Annotated in this window: 15 protein-coding genes; 11 read left to right on the top strand and 4 right to left on the bottom strand. The window is 42.2% G+C overall.

The window, feature by feature from the left end; translation table 11 throughout:
- Window positions 1-139: 139 nt before the first annotated feature.
- The 8 genes from BLS28_RS01055 (at window position 140) to BLS28_RS01020 (ending at window position 9,345) form a co-directional block, all read left to right on the top strand.
- A complete protein-coding gene (locus BLS28_RS01055) occupies window positions 140-1,318 on the top strand; it encodes an acetyl-CoA C-acyltransferase (RefSeq protein ID WP_091162413.1) in 1,179 nt (392 codons plus the stop codon).
- 309 nt (window positions 1,319-1,627) lie between these two features.
- The gene (locus BLS28_RS01050; RefSeq protein WP_143020665.1) at window positions 1,628-2,548 is read left to right on the top strand and encodes a hypothetical protein; all 921 of its coding nucleotides are present in this window, start codon (window positions 1,628-1,630) and stop codon (window positions 2,546-2,548) included.
- Between the two features lie 121 nt (window positions 2,549-2,669).
- A complete protein-coding gene (locus BLS28_RS01045) occupies window positions 2,670-4,148 on the top strand; it encodes a POT-type proton-dependent oligopeptide transporter (protein ID WP_091162409.1) in 1,479 nt (492 codons plus the stop codon).
- Between the two features lie 117 nt (window positions 4,149-4,265).
- The gene (locus BLS28_RS01040; RefSeq protein WP_091162408.1) at window positions 4,266-4,997 is read left to right on the top strand and encodes a polyprenol monophosphomannose synthase; all 732 of its coding nucleotides are present in this window, start codon (window positions 4,266-4,268) and stop codon (window positions 4,995-4,997) included.
- A gap of 203 nt (window positions 4,998-5,200) precedes the next feature.
- The gene (ruvB, locus tag BLS28_RS01035) at window positions 5,201-6,223 is read left to right on the top strand and encodes a Holliday junction branch migration DNA helicase RuvB (protein ID WP_090526672.1); all 1,023 of its coding nucleotides are present in this window, start codon (window positions 5,201-5,203) and stop codon (window positions 6,221-6,223) included.
- A 26-nt stretch (window positions 6,224-6,249) separates the two neighbouring features.
- Window positions 6,250-7,446 (top strand): Gfo/Idh/MocA family protein, encoded by a 1,197-nt coding sequence (locus tag BLS28_RS01030; protein ID WP_091162406.1) that lies wholly within the window; start codon window positions 6,250-6,252, stop codon window positions 7,444-7,446.
- A 17-nt stretch (window positions 7,447-7,463) separates the two neighbouring features.
- Window positions 7,464-8,342: a hypothetical protein gene (locus BLS28_RS01025; protein ID WP_091162405.1), complete on the top strand. Its 879-nt coding sequence runs from the start codon at window positions 7,464-7,466 to the stop codon at window positions 8,340-8,342.
- Between the two features lie 115 nt (window positions 8,343-8,457).
- A complete protein-coding gene (locus BLS28_RS01020; protein ID WP_091162403.1) occupies window positions 8,458-9,345 on the top strand; it encodes a polysaccharide deacetylase family protein in 888 nt (295 codons plus the stop codon).
- A 126-nt stretch (window positions 9,346-9,471) separates the two neighbouring features.
- Here the strand turns inward: BLS28_RS01020 and BLS28_RS01015 are convergent, their stop codons facing one another.
- Both BLS28_RS01015 and BLS28_RS01010 read right to left on the bottom strand, forming a co-directional pair.
- On the bottom strand, window positions 9,472-9,660 hold the full coding sequence (locus BLS28_RS01015) for a hypothetical protein (RefSeq protein ID WP_091162402.1): 189 nt from the start codon (window positions 9,658-9,660) through the stop codon (window positions 9,472-9,474).
- Window positions 9,661-9,669: 9 nt separating this feature from the next.
- The gene (locus BLS28_RS01010) at window positions 9,670-10,038 is read right to left on the bottom strand and encodes a SpoIIAA family protein (protein ID WP_218134327.1); all 369 of its coding nucleotides are present in this window, start codon (window positions 10,036-10,038) and stop codon (window positions 9,670-9,672) included.
- A 178-nt stretch (window positions 10,039-10,216) separates the two neighbouring features.
- Here BLS28_RS01010 and queG point away from each other — a divergent pair, with 178 nt between their 5' ends.
- Complete coding sequence (gene queG, locus BLS28_RS01005) at window positions 10,217-11,155, top strand: tRNA epoxyqueuosine(34) reductase QueG (RefSeq protein WP_091162398.1); 939 nt, start codon at window positions 10,217-10,219, stop codon at window positions 11,153-11,155.
- Between the two features lie 133 nt (window positions 11,156-11,288).
- On the opposite strand, the gene BLS28_RS01000 is transcribed toward queG, so the two are convergent.
- Window positions 11,289-12,314, bottom strand: a complete 1,026-nt coding sequence (locus tag BLS28_RS01000; protein ID WP_091162396.1) for a 3'-5' exonuclease — start codon at window positions 12,312-12,314, stop codon at window positions 11,289-11,291.
- Window positions 12,315-12,439: 125 nt separating this feature from the next.
- Here BLS28_RS01000 and BLS28_RS00995 point away from each other — a divergent pair, with 125 nt between their 5' ends.
- Window positions 12,440-14,413 carry a DUF3858 domain-containing protein gene (locus tag BLS28_RS00995; protein ID WP_091162395.1) on the top strand — a complete coding sequence of 658 codons (1,974 nt, stop codon included), beginning with the start codon at window positions 12,440-12,442 and terminating at the stop codon, window positions 14,411-14,413.
- Complete coding sequence (locus BLS28_RS00990; protein WP_091162393.1) at window positions 14,413-16,323, top strand: DUF3858 domain-containing protein; 1,911 nt, start codon at window positions 14,413-14,415, stop codon at window positions 16,321-16,323. Before BLS28_RS00995 ends, BLS28_RS00990 begins: the two co-directional genes overlap by 1 nt.
- Here the strand turns inward: BLS28_RS00990 and BLS28_RS31290 are convergent.
- The gene (locus tag BLS28_RS31290; RefSeq protein WP_256337313.1) at window positions 16,310-16,438 is read right to left on the bottom strand and encodes a hypothetical protein; all 129 of its coding nucleotides are present in this window, start codon (window positions 16,436-16,438) and stop codon (window positions 16,310-16,312) included. The genes BLS28_RS00990 and BLS28_RS31290 overlap by 14 nt on opposite strands.
- Between the last annotated feature and the right edge of the window lie 119 nt (window positions 16,439-16,557).

The raw sequence follows: 16,557 nt of genomic DNA, 5'->3' as shown, positions 1-16,557 counted from the left end.
ATTCTGGTTCGGATAAGCGAAAACCCTAATCTCTAACCTCCAACCTCTAATCTCTTGCTCAACTAATTTTATTATGCATGCATAGTATTTTCTTTCATCCAAATCACTAAATTTGGCCACCAATTTTAATGAGGGACACATGAAAGAAGTAGTAATAGTAGCGGCTACACGCACACCTATAGGTAGTTTTGGAGGCAGCCTGGCTGCTATCGGCGCCACACAGCTGGGCGCGGCAGTCATCAAATCGGCAGTTGAAAAAGCGGGGTTACGGCCCGATCAGGTTCAGGAAATTTATATGGGCAATGTAATGTCGGCCAATGTTGGGCAGGCGCCGGCAACACAGGCAGCTATTTTTGCCGGGCTCCCCTATTTGCCCGCAACAACCGTTAATAAAGTTTGTGCATCGGGTATGAAAGCCATTATGTTAGCCGCCCAAAGCATAGCCATAGGGCAAAACGATATTGTTGTTGCCGGCGGCATGGAAAGCATGAGCAACGTACCCTATTACCTGGATAAGGCCCGCAACGGTTACCGTTTAGGTAATGGGCAAATCATCGACGGTTTGGTAAAAGACGGTCTTTGGGACGTTTACAACGACTATCATATGGGCTCAGCAGCCGAGCTTTGCGCTACCGACTGCAACATCAGCCGGGAGGAACAGGATGCATATGCCATATTATCATACCAGCGCGCCCAAAAAGCACAGGCAGACGGTAAATTTAAAGACGAAATTACCCCGGTTGGCCTTAAAGACAAAAAAGGCGATATCACCATGTTTACTGAAGATGAGGAACCCAAAACAGTTAAGTTTGACAAGATCCCCTCATTAAAACCCGTATTTAAAAAAGATGGTACGGTTACGGCCGCCAACGCCTCGACCCTGAATGATGGTGCCGCAGCTGTAGTGCTTATGAGCCGCGAAAAAGCGGATGAACTCGGTATAACCCCATTGGCTAAGGTGGTTTCCTACGCCGATGCACAGCAGGCGCCCGAATGGTTTACTACCGCACCGTCAAAAGCCATTCCGCTGGCACTGCACAGGGCGGGCCTGCAAAACTCCGATATCGACTTCTTTGAGATCAATGAAGCCTTCTCTGTAGTATCAATAGCCAACAACCAGCTTTTGAACCTCGACCCGGAAAAAGTAAACGTTAACGGCGGTGCTGTTTCATTAGGCCACCCTCTCGGCGCTTCGGGTGCACGAATCATTGTTACCCTTTTACACGTATTAAAGCAAAACAACGGCAAATACGGCGCTGCCGGTATCTGTAACGGAGGTGGCGGTGCCAGCGCAATGGTTATCGAAAATTTACGTTAGTACTTTATAAGTAACGTCATTATAAGCAAAATGTATTTTAGTGATGTTGCGCGTGGGGCGCGTTAGGGATTGCAGTGAAAAGCCCACAGCGCGGGTTGGGTCGCGGGCATGCAACGCGAGGACTTGTAACGGAAAGCCCGGGCCTCAGGCAACGCCCGTATTTATAAAATAGATTATAAAATACAACGCTAACCAACGGTCTACTATTACGTCATTATAAGAAACGAAACAATCTCATTCTATACAAAGAAACTTGCAAAGCCATCTCGCAAAGACATAAAAAAAAGCTCAACTAATTAAATTAAAATAGTGACAAAAAAAATCCTTCTTACTATCTTCTCCATACTGCTTTGCATGCAAACTTTTGCGCAATACCATGACGAAGGTACAAGGCTCAAAAAACTTAACGAATACCAGGATAGTCTTACCCACCTGGGCAAAAAGATTGTAAATGATGAGAACGATATGGAGCGTAAAAATGCCAATTACCAATTCATTAAAATATTGGTACAGGCGTTAAAGATCAACAATTCCTTCCTGTTTCCGTTTGATTCGGTTAAGAGTGTCAGTATTATTAACTCGCCCGACAACCGCTTCCGCATCCTGAGCTGGCATGTGATGAACCTTGATGGCAGCTACCGTTTTTACGGCACGGTGCAAATAAATACCGGCGGCCCGCTTAAAATGTTTCCGCTTGAGGATTATTCACCATTATTGAAAAACCCTGAAGATTCGGTAACCGATAGTCATAAATGGTACGGCGCTCAATACTATAAGATAATGCCTGTTTATGGCCCCAAACCTTATTATGTATTATTAGGCTGGAAAGGCAATACGGTAAAATCGACGAAAAAAGTGATCGATGTAATTTCGTTTAACAATGGCGTACCGCAGTTTGGGATGCCAGTATTTAATGGTAACAGCAAAACCCGCAACAGGGTAATATTTGAATACGCCCGGCAGGTATCTATGCTGTTAAGGTTTGTACCCGAGCAAAACATTATTGTATTTGATCATCTTTCGGCTCCCGACGGCCGGAGCAAGGATAAACCTGAAACCTTTGGCCCCGACCTGAGTTATGACGGCTATAAATTAAAAGATGGTCGCTGGACTTATGTAGAAAACATCGATATGCGCAACATTACTGATGGTACCAGTACCGATAATCAATATATCGACCCTAAAAAACAAGCCGCAAAAGATCGGGCACTGTTACCGGTGAGGCACTAAGAAATTAAATAACAGCAATAATCAAAAATTAACCATTTTGTTACAGAAAGTATCTCATTTTCGGTATTAAATTTCGGTTTATAAGATTTATATTACCTTTAGCAAATTTTTAAGTTAACTGATGCAAGAAAAAACTGCTCCCCTAAAATCAAAATTCCCCAAGAGCGTCCCTTACATTATTGGCAATGAAGCCGCTGAACGTTTTAGCTTTTATGGCATGCGTTCGATACTTACCCTTTTTTTGGTAAAACAATTCTTTAACCCTGCAGGTAATCCCGCGTTAGCCCAACAGGCTGATGCCCATGCCAATAAGCTGAACCATTTATTTGTTATGGTGGCTTACGCTTTACCATTTGTAGGCGGCATGGTGGCCGACTGGTTTACCGGCAAATACAAGCTCATCCTTTATATTTCTGTAGTATATTGCTTTGGACACCTGTTGCTGGCGATGTTTGATACAAGCCTTAGTGGCTTTGAAATAGGTATGCTTGTTGTCGCCATCGGTGCGGGTGGTATCAAATCGTGCGTTTCGGCCAACGTAGGCGACCAGTTTGATGCCAGCAATCAGGATTTGCTCTCAAAAGTTTACGGCTGGTTTTACTTTAGCATCAATGCAGGCTCTATGTTATCAACGATTGCTATCCCTACCATTTACAAATATTACGGCCCTAAATGGGCTTTTGGTGTTCCCGGGATATTAATGGGTTTGGCAACTGTTATATTTTTTATGGGCCGCAAAAAATATGTAAAAGTGCCTCCGCAGGGCGTAAACCGAAATAACCTGGTGTTTATTACATGGTATGCACTTACCCATTTAAGTAAAAAGAAACCAGGCCAATCATTACTTGATATTGCCAAAGAAAGCTATGATCCGGAACGGGTTGAAGGAGTTAAAGCAGTATACCGTGTGATTTCCGTATTCTTTTTTGCATTGGCATTTTGGGCTGTTTGGGACCAGTGCCTTTCAGAATGGACGCTATATGCCGCAAAAATGGATCGAAACATCAATCTTGGTTTTACCTCATTCCAGATAGAACCAGGTTCAATGTCTACATTTAATACCATTTTCCTTTTGTTATTCATACCACTGTTTAACTATGTAATTTATCCCAATTTAGATAAGATCGGGTTAAAAACAACACCTTTGCGCAGGCTGGGTGCCGGTTTGGTTTTAACAGCATTATCGTTTGTAGTTATCGGTTTTACACATGTTAGTATTGATCATGGTGGCTCACCATCGATGTGGTGGCAGGTGCTGGCCTTTTTAATACTCTCAGCTGCAGAAGTATTAGTGTCAATTACCGGGCTGGAATACGCTTATACCCATTCTCCAAAATCCATGAAAAGTACCATGTCGGGAATCTGGTTCCTGGTTGTTTCATTTGGCAACCTGATCACAGCTCTTGTTAACGGACTTATTGAAGACGGTGGCTGGTGGGCCAAAAATCTTGCGGGCGCCAACTATGAGTGGTTTTTCGTAAGTTTTATTGGAGTGTTTATCATCATCTTCATGTTTGTTGCGCCTCGCCTTAAAGAAAGAAACTATATCACCGACCCTTATATAGAAAACGAGGTTATCGCCGACACGAATAACCTATAAAATATGACTTCGAAAAAACAGGACTGCATGTGCTTTCCTGTTTTTTTGTTTTGATGCTCTATAAATTGATTATTTTCGCAGCTTAAACATTTAACTCATTTTCTAAAATAACGTTCAGTGCCTGATAGCGTCGTAATCATACCCACCTATAATGAAAAGGAAAACATCGAGCGGATGATCCGCAAGGTATTCTCTTTGCCTCATGATTTTCATATCCTGATCATTGACGACGGATCGCCTGATGGCACGCCACAGATAGTAAAAAGCCTGCAGGCCGAATATGAAGGTCGTCTTTTCATGGAAGAACGAGCCGGGAAACAGGGATTGGGCACTGCTTATATACATGGTTTTAAATGGTGCATAACCCATCATTACGACTATATTTTTGAGATGGATGCCGATTTTTCACACAACCCAGATGATTTGTTAAAGCTAAGGCAAGCCTGTATCGACGGTGCCGACGCGGCAATAGGCTCCCGTTATGTAACCGGTGTAAATGTGGTTAACTGGCCCATGAGCCGGGTGCTGATGAGCTACTTTGCCTCGGTATACGTTCGTTTTATAACCGGAATGAAGGTGCAGGATGCTACCGCCGGCTTCATGTGCTACAAGCGTAAAGTACTTGAAACCGTGAGCCTGGATAAAATCAAATTTGTTGGCTATGCCTTCCAGATCGAAATGAAATATACTACCCTTAAACACGGTTTTAAGCTGGTAGAAGTACCCATCATATTTACCGACCGCACGGCTGGCACCTCTAAAATGTCAACCCGAATTTTTCGCGAGGCATTTTTGGGCGTGATCCAAATGAAGATCAACAGCATCTTCAGGAAATATCCGGAGGGGTGATTTTTTAAAGGTGAAAGGGTAAAGGCGAAAGGTTAAAGGTTACATAACAAAACTTTAACTTTTTGTATTTAAAGCAAATTAATCTATCGACTGAAAAAAAACCTTTCGCCTTTTAGCTTTAACCTTTCGCTTCCTCAAAAGAAACAAACCTTTTACCTTTAACCTTTCACCTTTAGCCTAAAAAATTACTAATTTCGTTGGCAATGAATGAGCATCTTGACCCTGAACGCGAACGTCTCAGTCCGGCCGAACGTGATATTGAAAAAGTATTACGCCCGCAGCAATTTGAGGATTTTACCGGTCAGCATAAAATATTAGCCAATTTAAAGATCTTTGTACAAGCTGCCCGTCAGCGCGGTGAAGCGCTTGATCACGTGCTGCTGCATGGCCCTCCGGGTTTAGGTAAAACTACCCTTTCGCACATTATCGCCAATGAAATGGGTGTAGGCATTAAGATCACCTCAGGCCCTGTTTTAGATAAACCCGGCGATTTGGCTGGTTTGCTTACCAATCTTGAAACCGGGGATATCCTTTTTATTGATGAAATTCACCGCTTAAGTCCGCTGGTTGAAGAATACCTTTACTCGGCCATGGAGGATTTTAAGATAGATATTATGTTGGAGAGCGGCCCCAATGCCCGTTCGGTACAAATTTCGCTTAATCCATTCACCCTGGTAGGCGCAACTACCCGTTCCGGCTTGCTTACTGCGCCTCTAAGGGCCAGGTTTGGCATCAACTCGCGCCTGGAATATTACGATGCCAAACTGCTTACCACCATTGTACTACGCTCGGCATCGATACTTAAAACACCTATTACTGATGAAGGTGCTTACGAAATCGCCCGCCGCAGTCGTGGTACCCCCCGTATTGCCAATGCATTACTTCGCCGCACACGTGATTTCGCCCAAATAAAAGGAAATGGCAAGATTGATACGGAGATTGCCCAGTACGCATTGAACGCTTTAAATGTAGATAGTCACGGACTGGACGAAATGGACAACAAGATCCTGCTTACCATTATTGATAAGTTTAAAGGCGGTCCGGTAGGTTTAAAAACCGTTGCAACAGCAGTTGGTGAAGACGAGGGCACAATTGAAGAAGTTTACGAACCGTTTTTAATACAGGAAGGCTTTTTAATGCGTACGGCCCGCGGCCGTGAAGCTACTGAGGCTGCCTACAAACATTTAGGAAAGATAAAGCTGGGAGGAAATCCATCCTTATTTTGAGATAAACGTATACATCGCCACCAATCATGAAAACCAAATTAAAACAACTGCTCACTACAACTACGCTCTTTTTAAGCTGCATAACTATCGCATCGGCACAAACAACACCACCGCCACCGGGTACAGCACCAGCCCCTTCGGTTACGGCACCTGCCGATTCAGTTAACAAGGCAAAAAAAGACACCATACCAGTGATACACAAGCCCGTACCGACACTAAAAGTAGGTATTATGGGCTTAAACCATGACCATATCCACCTCATATTAAGTGAGTACCGAAAAGGGAACGTAAATATTGTAGGCATTGCCGAACCTGATAAAAAGCTTTGGGAAAAATTTGGCAAAGCATATAACCTGCCCGATTCCCTGTTTTTTGATGACCTAAGGAAAATGTGCACCACCCGTAAGCCTGCTATTGTGTTGGGTTACAACGCTGTTGGCAAACATGTGGATATTGTGGAGACCTGCGCACCCTTAGGTATTTCTGTAATGGTTGAAAAACCGTTGGCCGCCACCCTTGAGCAGGCTAAACGTATGGAGTTTCTGGCCCTTAAATACTACGTCAAAGTATTAACCAATTATGAAACTACCTGGTACCCATCGTTCCAGGATGCTTATAACACCGTTAAGCAGGACAGCATAGGTTTGATCCGTAAAATGGTGGTACATGACGGGCACCAGGGGCCACGCGAAATTGGCTGCAGCGAAGATTTTTTGAGCTGGTTAACAGATCCTGTATTAAATGGTGCGGGCGCACTGAATGATTTTGGTTGCTATGGCGCTGATTTGATGACCTGGCTAATGAAGGGCCAGCGCCCGATAGCAGTAACCGCCATCGCAAGGCATTATAAACCAACCGTATATCCGAAGGTTGAGGATGATGCCACCATATTGGTTGAATACGCCAATGCCACCGGGCAGATTGAAGCCTCCTGGAACTGGCCTTTCAGTATCAAGGATATGGAGATTTTCGGTGCTAAGGGTTATATCCATGCCTTCGATAAGGATAGTGTTGAAATAAAAGTTAATAACCGTGTAAGAGGTTATAAAGCTGCCCCACTGGTAGCACCAGCTGATGCGCCGGTAGCCTATTTTACTTCAGCCCTCGCAAATCCGCTCAGGCACCCGGATGACCGTTCATCATTAAAATACAATATGATTGTTATGCAAATCCTGGATGCCGCCAAGCGGTCAATAAAAGAAGGAAAGCGTATAGTTTTATAACAAACACAACAGGGCCGATGAAATACATAACTTTATTACTGTTATTTTCCTCGGCCTTGTTAAGCTGCGGAACCAAAAAAGACAAAGCATCCGCTGAGGTTTACCCAACGGTTAGTTACTTAAAGATCAAACTTGATGCTGCCGGGCACTTGCCTGCCAATCCCTACATCTTAAGGTTTAAAAACGACAAAAAGGAGATTGTTTTTTGTGGCGTTAACCATTTGCCAGATAACAACGACACCGAAAATCCGATGTTTAAGGGGATCGAAAAGGCATTTTTTGAATTCAGACCTGATGTATGTGTTAACGAAGGAGGAGATGTTTCAAAAAAGGTTTTCGCCTCAAAAAAAGAAGCCATTCAAAAAGATGGTGAAATAGGGCTTACCAAAACCCTTGCAGATAGCCTTAAAATTATAACCGTTAACGGCGACATGACCGATAGCCTTGAATTTAAAGAGCTATTGAAGAGATACACTACCAGCGAATTTTTAGCTTATATAGTTACCGAACGTTTAATGTGGGGCCAACGGCCTCCTGTTACCGATAGCGCGACATTTAAAGCAAATTATGCTAAATTTATACAAGGCTATATCATGAAAACAGGTGGAGTAAAGCTTTCTCCGGCTGAGCAAACCCTGGATTATTTTGAAGCCGCCTATCAAAAACTGCTTAACCGCCCTTTTAAGCTCGAGGAGCTGGAACCTACCAATCCGTTTGACCCCAAAGGAAAATTTCAGGAAATTGGCAGAGCCTCCAAAGAGATCAGGGATCAAAGCCTGCTTCGCACCATTGACAATCTGCTTAAAACCCATAACAAAGTGTTTGTAGTTTTTGGCGGATGGCACCTGCTTACATGCGAGCCGGGCCTGAAGCAGATCATCAATAAAAGCGAATAATTATCCGGTTATCACACTTAAAGTCTTAATTAATTTTGTTTACATCGCAAGGCTTGCGTGTTATATAATTATTATTTTAGCTGCCGTTAATTAAGGAATAAAACCAACCTATAATATGATAAAACAAACGTTAGCCATGCTGGCCCTTTGTGCTTTCGGCGCTGTTTCATGCCAGTCGAAGCCATCAGATAAATCAACTACTGCTACCCCGGTTGCTGAAGTTCCGGCTGCCAATGCTGCTTCACAAGGTGATGCCGCTGCCATTTTAGCCCGCAAGCAAGTCCCTATTCTCTGCTACCACCAAATTCGCGACTGGAAGCCTACCGATTCAAAAAACGCCAAGGATTATATTGTCCAAATTGCTGCTTTTAAAGAACACATCAAAATGCTGGCCGACAGCGGTTACCACACCATACTGCCCGATCAGCTTTATGCATACCTTACCAAGGGCGCGCCGCTGCCTAAAAAGCCTATCATGCTTACGTTTGATGATACCGACCTTGATCAGTTCACCATTGCCAATCCTACCCTTAAAAAGTATGGTTTTAAAGCGGTTTATTTTGTGATGACCGTATCGTTAGGCCGTCCGCATTACATGACCAAAGAGCAGGTAAAACAACTATCTGACGAAGGTAACGTTATTGCCAGCCACACCTGGGACCACCACCGTGTTGACCGTTATTCACATACATCAACCCTTAAGATCATTGGCAAAAATGGTAAAATAACCAATCGCCCGGTGGACGACTGGGTTACCCAAATCGAAAAACCAACTAAAACATTGGAAGAAATCACCGGCAAAAAAATGGACTACTTTGCTTATCCATTTGGCATCTGGAACAAAGCTGCTTTGCCTGAGCTTAGGAAACGCGGTTTTAAAATGGCTTTCCAATTAGCTGATAAACGTGATCAAGCCGATCCATTAATGACTGTGCGCCGTATTTTAGATAGCGGATACTGGAGCACCAAAACGTTAAGCAACAGTATCAGGAACAGCTTTTAGCCCCCCTAAAGGGTGTGGTTGGATAGCATTATTAATCTCAACACATTTAAACAAGAACTGCCTGCTCAAAGAGCGGGCAGTTCTTGTTTAATATCACCCGTATCTTCCCTTTAGAAGACGGACGGCTCACAAATCCTCACCCGCCGGGCCTTGTCCCATATTTGATGAGGGCATTTTGCTGATATCTTTCTCGCCGGGTTTCAAATGAAGTATTTCAGCAATAATCGTATCATCGCCGGTATTTTCACCTAACTCATCATTGTGCAGATCTGAATCATCATTATTCATCGCTGCTGTTTTATGTATTGTTTCCATAATGGTTATTTATTTAACTTCTGTTACCCACTTTACGGCTTCGTGCAATTCTTCCAGCTTATAGCCCGCAAACTTGCCCGGTAAAATATATTTAAACAAATGACTGAACTCCCGAACACCGTCCTGATCGGTTACAACAGCAACTTTGTTCCACCGGGTAAAATATTTAAGGCCCAGCCTGATATTGCCGCACCAGGCACCTGCTGTAAAATTTTTTATATTAGTTTCCAGCACCAGTAAAAAGTTTATTCGCCCAGTTTGTTTTACCTGTTGCTCAAGCAATGGTCTTAAGGCCTTTTCATAATCGCCAATAGTAACGTGGCCGGCTGCATGCATTCCTAACACATGCGCAGGCAAGTATTTAATATGCTCAAGCATGCTATAAATCCCTTTTTTTATCAGATACAAAAACTGCACCAATAGTAAACTTATAGCAAAACGGAGTAAACTATAATAACGAATAATCTCCTTATACAAGTATACCATGATTGATTAAACCTTATTGAAGAGCATAACCGTTCGCGCACCAATTTCAATTTATACTATCTTTGCATAAATGCAGCAAAACAAAGCCATATACAGTCAACTCATTAAAAACGAGGCACAAAAACTTGGCTTTTTGTTTTGTGGTATTGCCAAAGCAGATTTTTTAGAAGACGAAGCCCCGCGTCTTGAATCCTGGCTCAATAAAAACATGCATGGCGAAATGGCGTACATGGAAAACCATTTCGATAAGCGCCTTGACCCGCGTTTGTTGGTTGACGGGGCTAAATCGGTTATATCATTAGGCATTAATTATTATACCGATCAGCAGCAGGATGATCCGTTATCGCCCAAAATCTCTAAATACGCTTATGGAATTGACTACCACACGGTGATTAAAGATAAGCTGAGGCTATTACTGCAAATCATTAATGATAAAATTGGTGAAGTAGGCGGCCGTGCGTTTGTTGATTCGGCACCGGTACTTGATAAGGCATGGGCACGTAAAGCAGGAATGGGCTGGATTGGCAAAAACAGCAACCTGCTCAACAAAAAAGCCGGCTCGTTCTTTTTCCTGGCCGAACTGATCATTGACCTTGAACTGGAGTACGATATAGCTCCCACAGCCGATCATTGCGGCACCTGCACCAATTGTATCGACGCCTGTCCTACTGATGCTATTGTAGGGCCGTACGTAGTTGATGGCAGCCGTTGTATCTCCTATTTAACCATCGAACTTAAAAACGAAATTCCACAGGAGTTTAAAGGTAAGATGGATAACTGGATGTTTGGTTGTGACGTTTGCCAGGATGTTTGCCCCTGGAACCGCTTCTCGGTGCTAAATACCGAACCAGCCTTTACTCCGCACCCTGATTTACTGCACTTGAAAACCGCCGACTGGCAGGACATTACACAGGATATTTTTCAAAAAGTATTTAAAAATTCGGCCGTTAAGCGCACAAAATTTAGTGGATTGAAACGAAATATCGATTTTTTGAAGGTTAAAGGTTAAAGGTTAAAGGTTAACGTATCCTTCCTTTTCTGGTTTCAAAATAATATCAACAAAAAACCCTTGCAATTATTTATGCAAGGGTTTCAATAAAAAATCCTAAAATCCTTTAATCCTAAAATCAGGGTTCAAAATATTATCCTTTTTTAAACTTCAACGCTAACTGGGCCAGCATATCATCGTTAACCGGCTGGGCTGGCTCATCCTTCTTTTTAAAAGGTTTGTTTTGATACTGCTGATTTTTGGTATGATCGGGCTTGGTATACTCTTTTTTCTGGTACTCAGGTTTAGAAGCAGCGGGCTGTTGATCTGCCGGTTTTGGCTGGGCAGCTTTGTTGGCCTGGCGTTCGGCTGCTTTTTTGGCGTTCCAGCGGGTGTAAATTTCTTCGAGTTTGCGTTTAGTATAAAGCGGAAAATCACCCTGCATCATCCATGAGTAATAACTTGGCTCGGCGTTCAACACGTCTTCAACACGTTTGCCTTTATGTTTGCCAAAGTTTATCAACTCCTCGCCCTGTTCATTATAAACCATACGACCGGCAAAATCAACCGGTTTGCTCAGGTTAGTAAATGCGTGCAGCGCTTCAACATCGCCCACAACAGGGATTATTTTATTACCTTTTTTATCCTCCCACTCTACATTTTCATAACGCTCAATCTGCGCCAGCAAAACTTCCATGGTAGCGCGGGTATCTGCTTCGGCCGAATGGGCGTTTTCAATTACTTTATTGCAATAAAACTGGTAGGCAGCCTTTAACGTGCGTTGCTCCATTTGATGAAATATGTTCTGTACATCAACAAAATGGCGGGCATCCAGGTTGAAATCCACTCCGGAACGTAAAAATTCCTCCATAATCATGGGGATATCAAACTTATTTGAATTGTATCCGGCCAAATCGCTATCACCAATAAAATCGGCTATTTCCTGGCCAAGCTCTTTAAATTGCTTTTCGTTTTGTATGTGCTCATCGTAGATGCCGTGCACCAGCGACGACTCGAGCGGGATAGGAATGCCCGGGTGAACACGCCACGTTCTCACTTCTTCGCTGCCATCAGGATTAAGCTTGATAACAGATATTTCAACTATACGGTCGGCACCGATATTGGTACCTGTTGTTTCAAGATCAAAGAAAGCCAGGGGCCGTTTTAAATTTAATTTCATTTGTAAGTGTTCAGAGATGCAAAGGTCGCAAATGTCCTAAAATTAATCAGCAGAATAAATTTTTTAATTTATTTAATATACCAATTTATTATTTAATTTGATTATCCCTAATTATCACAATTTGTATGAACAAAATCACTCTTATTCTTTTGATTTTTATCAGCTTATCACTCAAAGCTGCCGCACAGGATTTTGAAACCGGAATCACCGACCAGGAGATTGAAATGGCCAAATATGATAAAGATCCGCAGGCAAATGCCGTTTTTTTTAACGAATTTGGCAAAACCAGAATTGATGAAGTCAGTGACCATATCAGGATGGTATTTACCTATCATACCAAAATAAAGATCTTCAGTAAAGAAGGCCTTAACAAAGGTACTATCGCAATTCCCATCCATAACGGCGATAATAGTTTTGAAGAAGTTCAAAACATTAGCGGAACAACTTATTACAAGGATGATAACGGCATAATTCAACAGGTCGAACTGGACACCAAAAAAGTTTATACCGTAAAAGATTATAAGTATGGCAGCACAGTAAAATTTGTATTACCTGCCTTACGCCCCGGCTGTGTCATTGAATATAAATACGAAGTTGTATCTCCGTATTGGGATTTATTTCATGGATGGAATTTCCAGGATGATGTTCCTAAAGTATACTCTCAATATGAAGTACATATCCCAGGCTTTTGGAACTTTAACGCGTCATTACGCGGAGCACTGAAACTCACTAAAAGCACTTCGGAAGTTGAACGCGAATGCTTCTCATCCGGAGGCTCCAAAGCCGATTGCTCGCACATTACTTATGCCATGAAAGATATCCCGGCCTTTGTTGAAGAAGATTATATGACGGCGCGTAAAAATTTCCTGTCAGCTATATTTTTCGAACTGGTTGAATGGACAAATCCTTATACCAATGTTAAAAGTGTTATAAGCAAGGAATGGAGTGACGTTGACCGCCAGTTAAAAATATCAGACGGATTTGGCTCCCAGTTAAAACGGACCAGCTTGCTTAAAGAACGCATAGCCCCTGTTATTGCGGGTAAAACGGATGATCTGGATAAAGCTGAAACCATCTACAATTGGGTACAAAAACAGTTAAAATGGAACGATTATATCGGTATAGAAAGTAACGAAGGTATTAAGAAAGCCCTTGATACTCACACCGGCAGTATCGCCGATATTAATCTGACACTTATTACCGCGCTAAGCGCTGCTGGCCTTAACGCCGATGCCGTATTGCTTTCAACCCGCGACCATGGAATGGTGAATAACCTTTACCCGGTACTTAGCGACTTTAACTACGTTATAGCCAGGTTAACTATTGGCGATCAAACCTACCTGCTCGATGCTACCGATCCGTTATTGTCCTTCGGTTTACTCCCTCTTAAATGTATAAACGATAAGGGAAGGGTGATTAGCCTTAATAAACCATCATACTGGATAGAGTTAAGCACTCAGCAAAAAGCGGCCACCACACGGATGTTCGATCTTACACTGCTTGATAATGGAAAGCTAAAAGGTACAATAACCAATTACTACAAAGGTTACGACGCTTACGAAAAACGCAAAGTCATTAAAAAGTTTAATACTGTTGATGAATATGTTGAAGATTTTGACGAGAAACAACCTAAATTAAAAGTACTTAAGTCAGACATAGCAAATCTCGACAGTCTTGACAACCCGCTACGTGAAACCTTTGAAGTGGAGATAGATGCATTTGATAATACCAATCATGATAAGCTTGCATTTAACCCTTATTTTTGGGAAAAACGCACCACCAACCCGTTCAAACTTGCCGAACGTGATTATCCTGTTGACTGGGCCTTTGCCTCAGACAAGAGGCTTGTTTTGGTGATGCACCTGCCTGCGCAATATATCATTGAAACCCCGCCCCAGATAGTAGCGTTTTCATTACCAAACAAAGGCGGCATGTTTGCTACCACGTTTGAGAGCCAGGACAATAACAGTTTTACCTTTTCAAACATTACCCAGTTTAACAAGTCGGTTTATGATTCGGCCGAATACCCTTATCTTAAGGAGCTGTTTAATAAGATCATTCTAACGGAAAAAGGAGATATGATCTTCAAGAAAAAATAATGAAAGCATTTTTAACTACCCTTTTTATCTTTTTGGCGGTAACCTGTGTAAAAGCACAGGAAAACTACGACGTATCGCTCATTTCAAAAGACCTTTTGCCTTATGCCAGCTCAATAGTGCGTAATGAGGAAGTTACTGTTGAGGTTAAAGACTTAGATAACACACTTTGTCACGTAAAACAAGTAATAACCGTACTCAATAAAAATGGTGACGATGACGTTGATATAGCGATATGGCATGACAAAAGTCGTTATATTAAGGATATAAAAGGAATGATTTACAACCAATGGGGCAAGCCCACAGGTAAATTTTCAGAAAGCGACTTTGATGATGACAGCAATCACGATGGCTTTTCACTTTTTACCGACCTAAAGATAAAACATTATCAACCCAGGGTAAATGATTATCCTTACACCGTAAGTTATGAGTATGATGTAAAGTCAAAACAATCACTTGACCTTGAGAGCTGGCAACCTATTCCTTCGGATGGTATAGCAGTTGAAAAAAGCTCGTATACATTTATCTGCAAGCCCGATTTTAAAATCAAATACAAACAAACCAATTTACCTGTTAAGGTAACAATTGGCACCAATAAGCTTGGGCTACAAACATACAACTGGCAAATTAGCAACCTGAAAGCTTTAAAGCATGAACCTTACAGCCCTGTTTACCGATCAATAATGCCCAGGCTGGAAATAGCGCCCGAAAAATTCATTTACCGTGGTATCAGTGGCTCATTTACCAACTGGAAAGAACTTGGGCAATGGCAATATGACAAGCTTAACGCAGGCCGCCAGCAGCTTTCGCCTCAAACAGTGGCGAAAGTAAAAGAGCTTACAAGTTCAATAACCGACCCTAAAGCCAAAGCGCGCAAGGTTTATGAATACATGCAAAGCAAAACGCATTACATTAGTATACAAGTAGGGATAGGCGGTTATCAACCCTTCCTGGCATCAGATGTTGATGCTCAAAATTATGGTGATTGCAAAGCCCTGGTTAACTACACGCAGGCCTTATTAAAGGCTATCAACATTGATTCATACTACTGCGTAGTGGAAGCAGGACCATCCAAAGTAAACTTTCAGCCCGACTTTGCAAGCATGGACCAGGGCAATCATGTTATTTTGTGCCTGCCTTTTAAAAATGATACCACCTTTTTAGAATGTACCAGTCAGAACATACCGTTTGGCTTTTTAGGCGATTTCACTGATGACCGTATTGTGCTGGCCTGTACACCGCAAGGTGGCAAATTAATGCATACGCCAAAATACACGGCCCAGGCTAATCTTGAACAACGCAAAGCCAATTTTACATTAAGTGCCAACGGTAACCTGTCAGGCACAATGGTTACCAATTTCAAGGGCACTAATTATGAAGATCGTGATCATGTGATCTATGAATCGAAAACAGAACAGATCAAAGATCTGAAGAAGATTTATCCCATTAATAACCTTGATATTGAAAGTGCAGATCTGAAGCAGTTTAAAGTTGAACAACCATACACCACCGAAACGTTAAAAATTTCGGCTACAGACTATGGCTCGGTATCTGACGGAAAAATAATTTTTCTGGCCAACCCGGCCAACCGTGTAAGTTCGCCGTTACGTGAGGTCCGTAACCGACATAACGATGTTTACATTAACCGTGGATATACCGATGAGGATGAGATCACTTATACCCTACCCGCAGGATACAAGGTTGATATGCGCCCTAAAAAAGTAAGTATCGAAAAACCTTTCGGAAAGTTTGAATCAAGTGCAACTGTAAATGGGGATAAGCTGGTATACAGTCGCAAGCTACAGATCATAGATGGTACATATAGTAAAGACACCTATCAGGACCTTGTTGATTTTTACCAGTCAATTGCGGATGTAGATAATGATAACGTTACCTTAGTTAAAGGTAACTAAATATCACGATACCGAGGATAATACCAAGCACCATGATCACATAAAGCATGATCTCGGTGCCTGCGAACCGCTTGTACTTAGTCCAGAATGAGTAATCTTTTTTTTTGTCGGCCATGATGGTGCAAAATTATTGAAAATTACTGCACAAATTGGCTCAAATTTTAACGAATTACATGAAGGCGATTTAAACTTTATATTGGTGTAGTTCGCAAAAATCCTCCTAAAATTTGTATT

It is taken from the genome of Mucilaginibacter gossypii (genome assembly GCF_900100945.1).
Classification (GTDB): Bacteria; Bacteroidota; Bacteroidia; order Sphingobacteriales; family Sphingobacteriaceae; genus Mucilaginibacter; species Mucilaginibacter gossypii.
The sequence above is the reverse complement of the archived record's forward strand: the minus strand, read 5'-3'. Positions and strand labels throughout refer to the sequence as shown.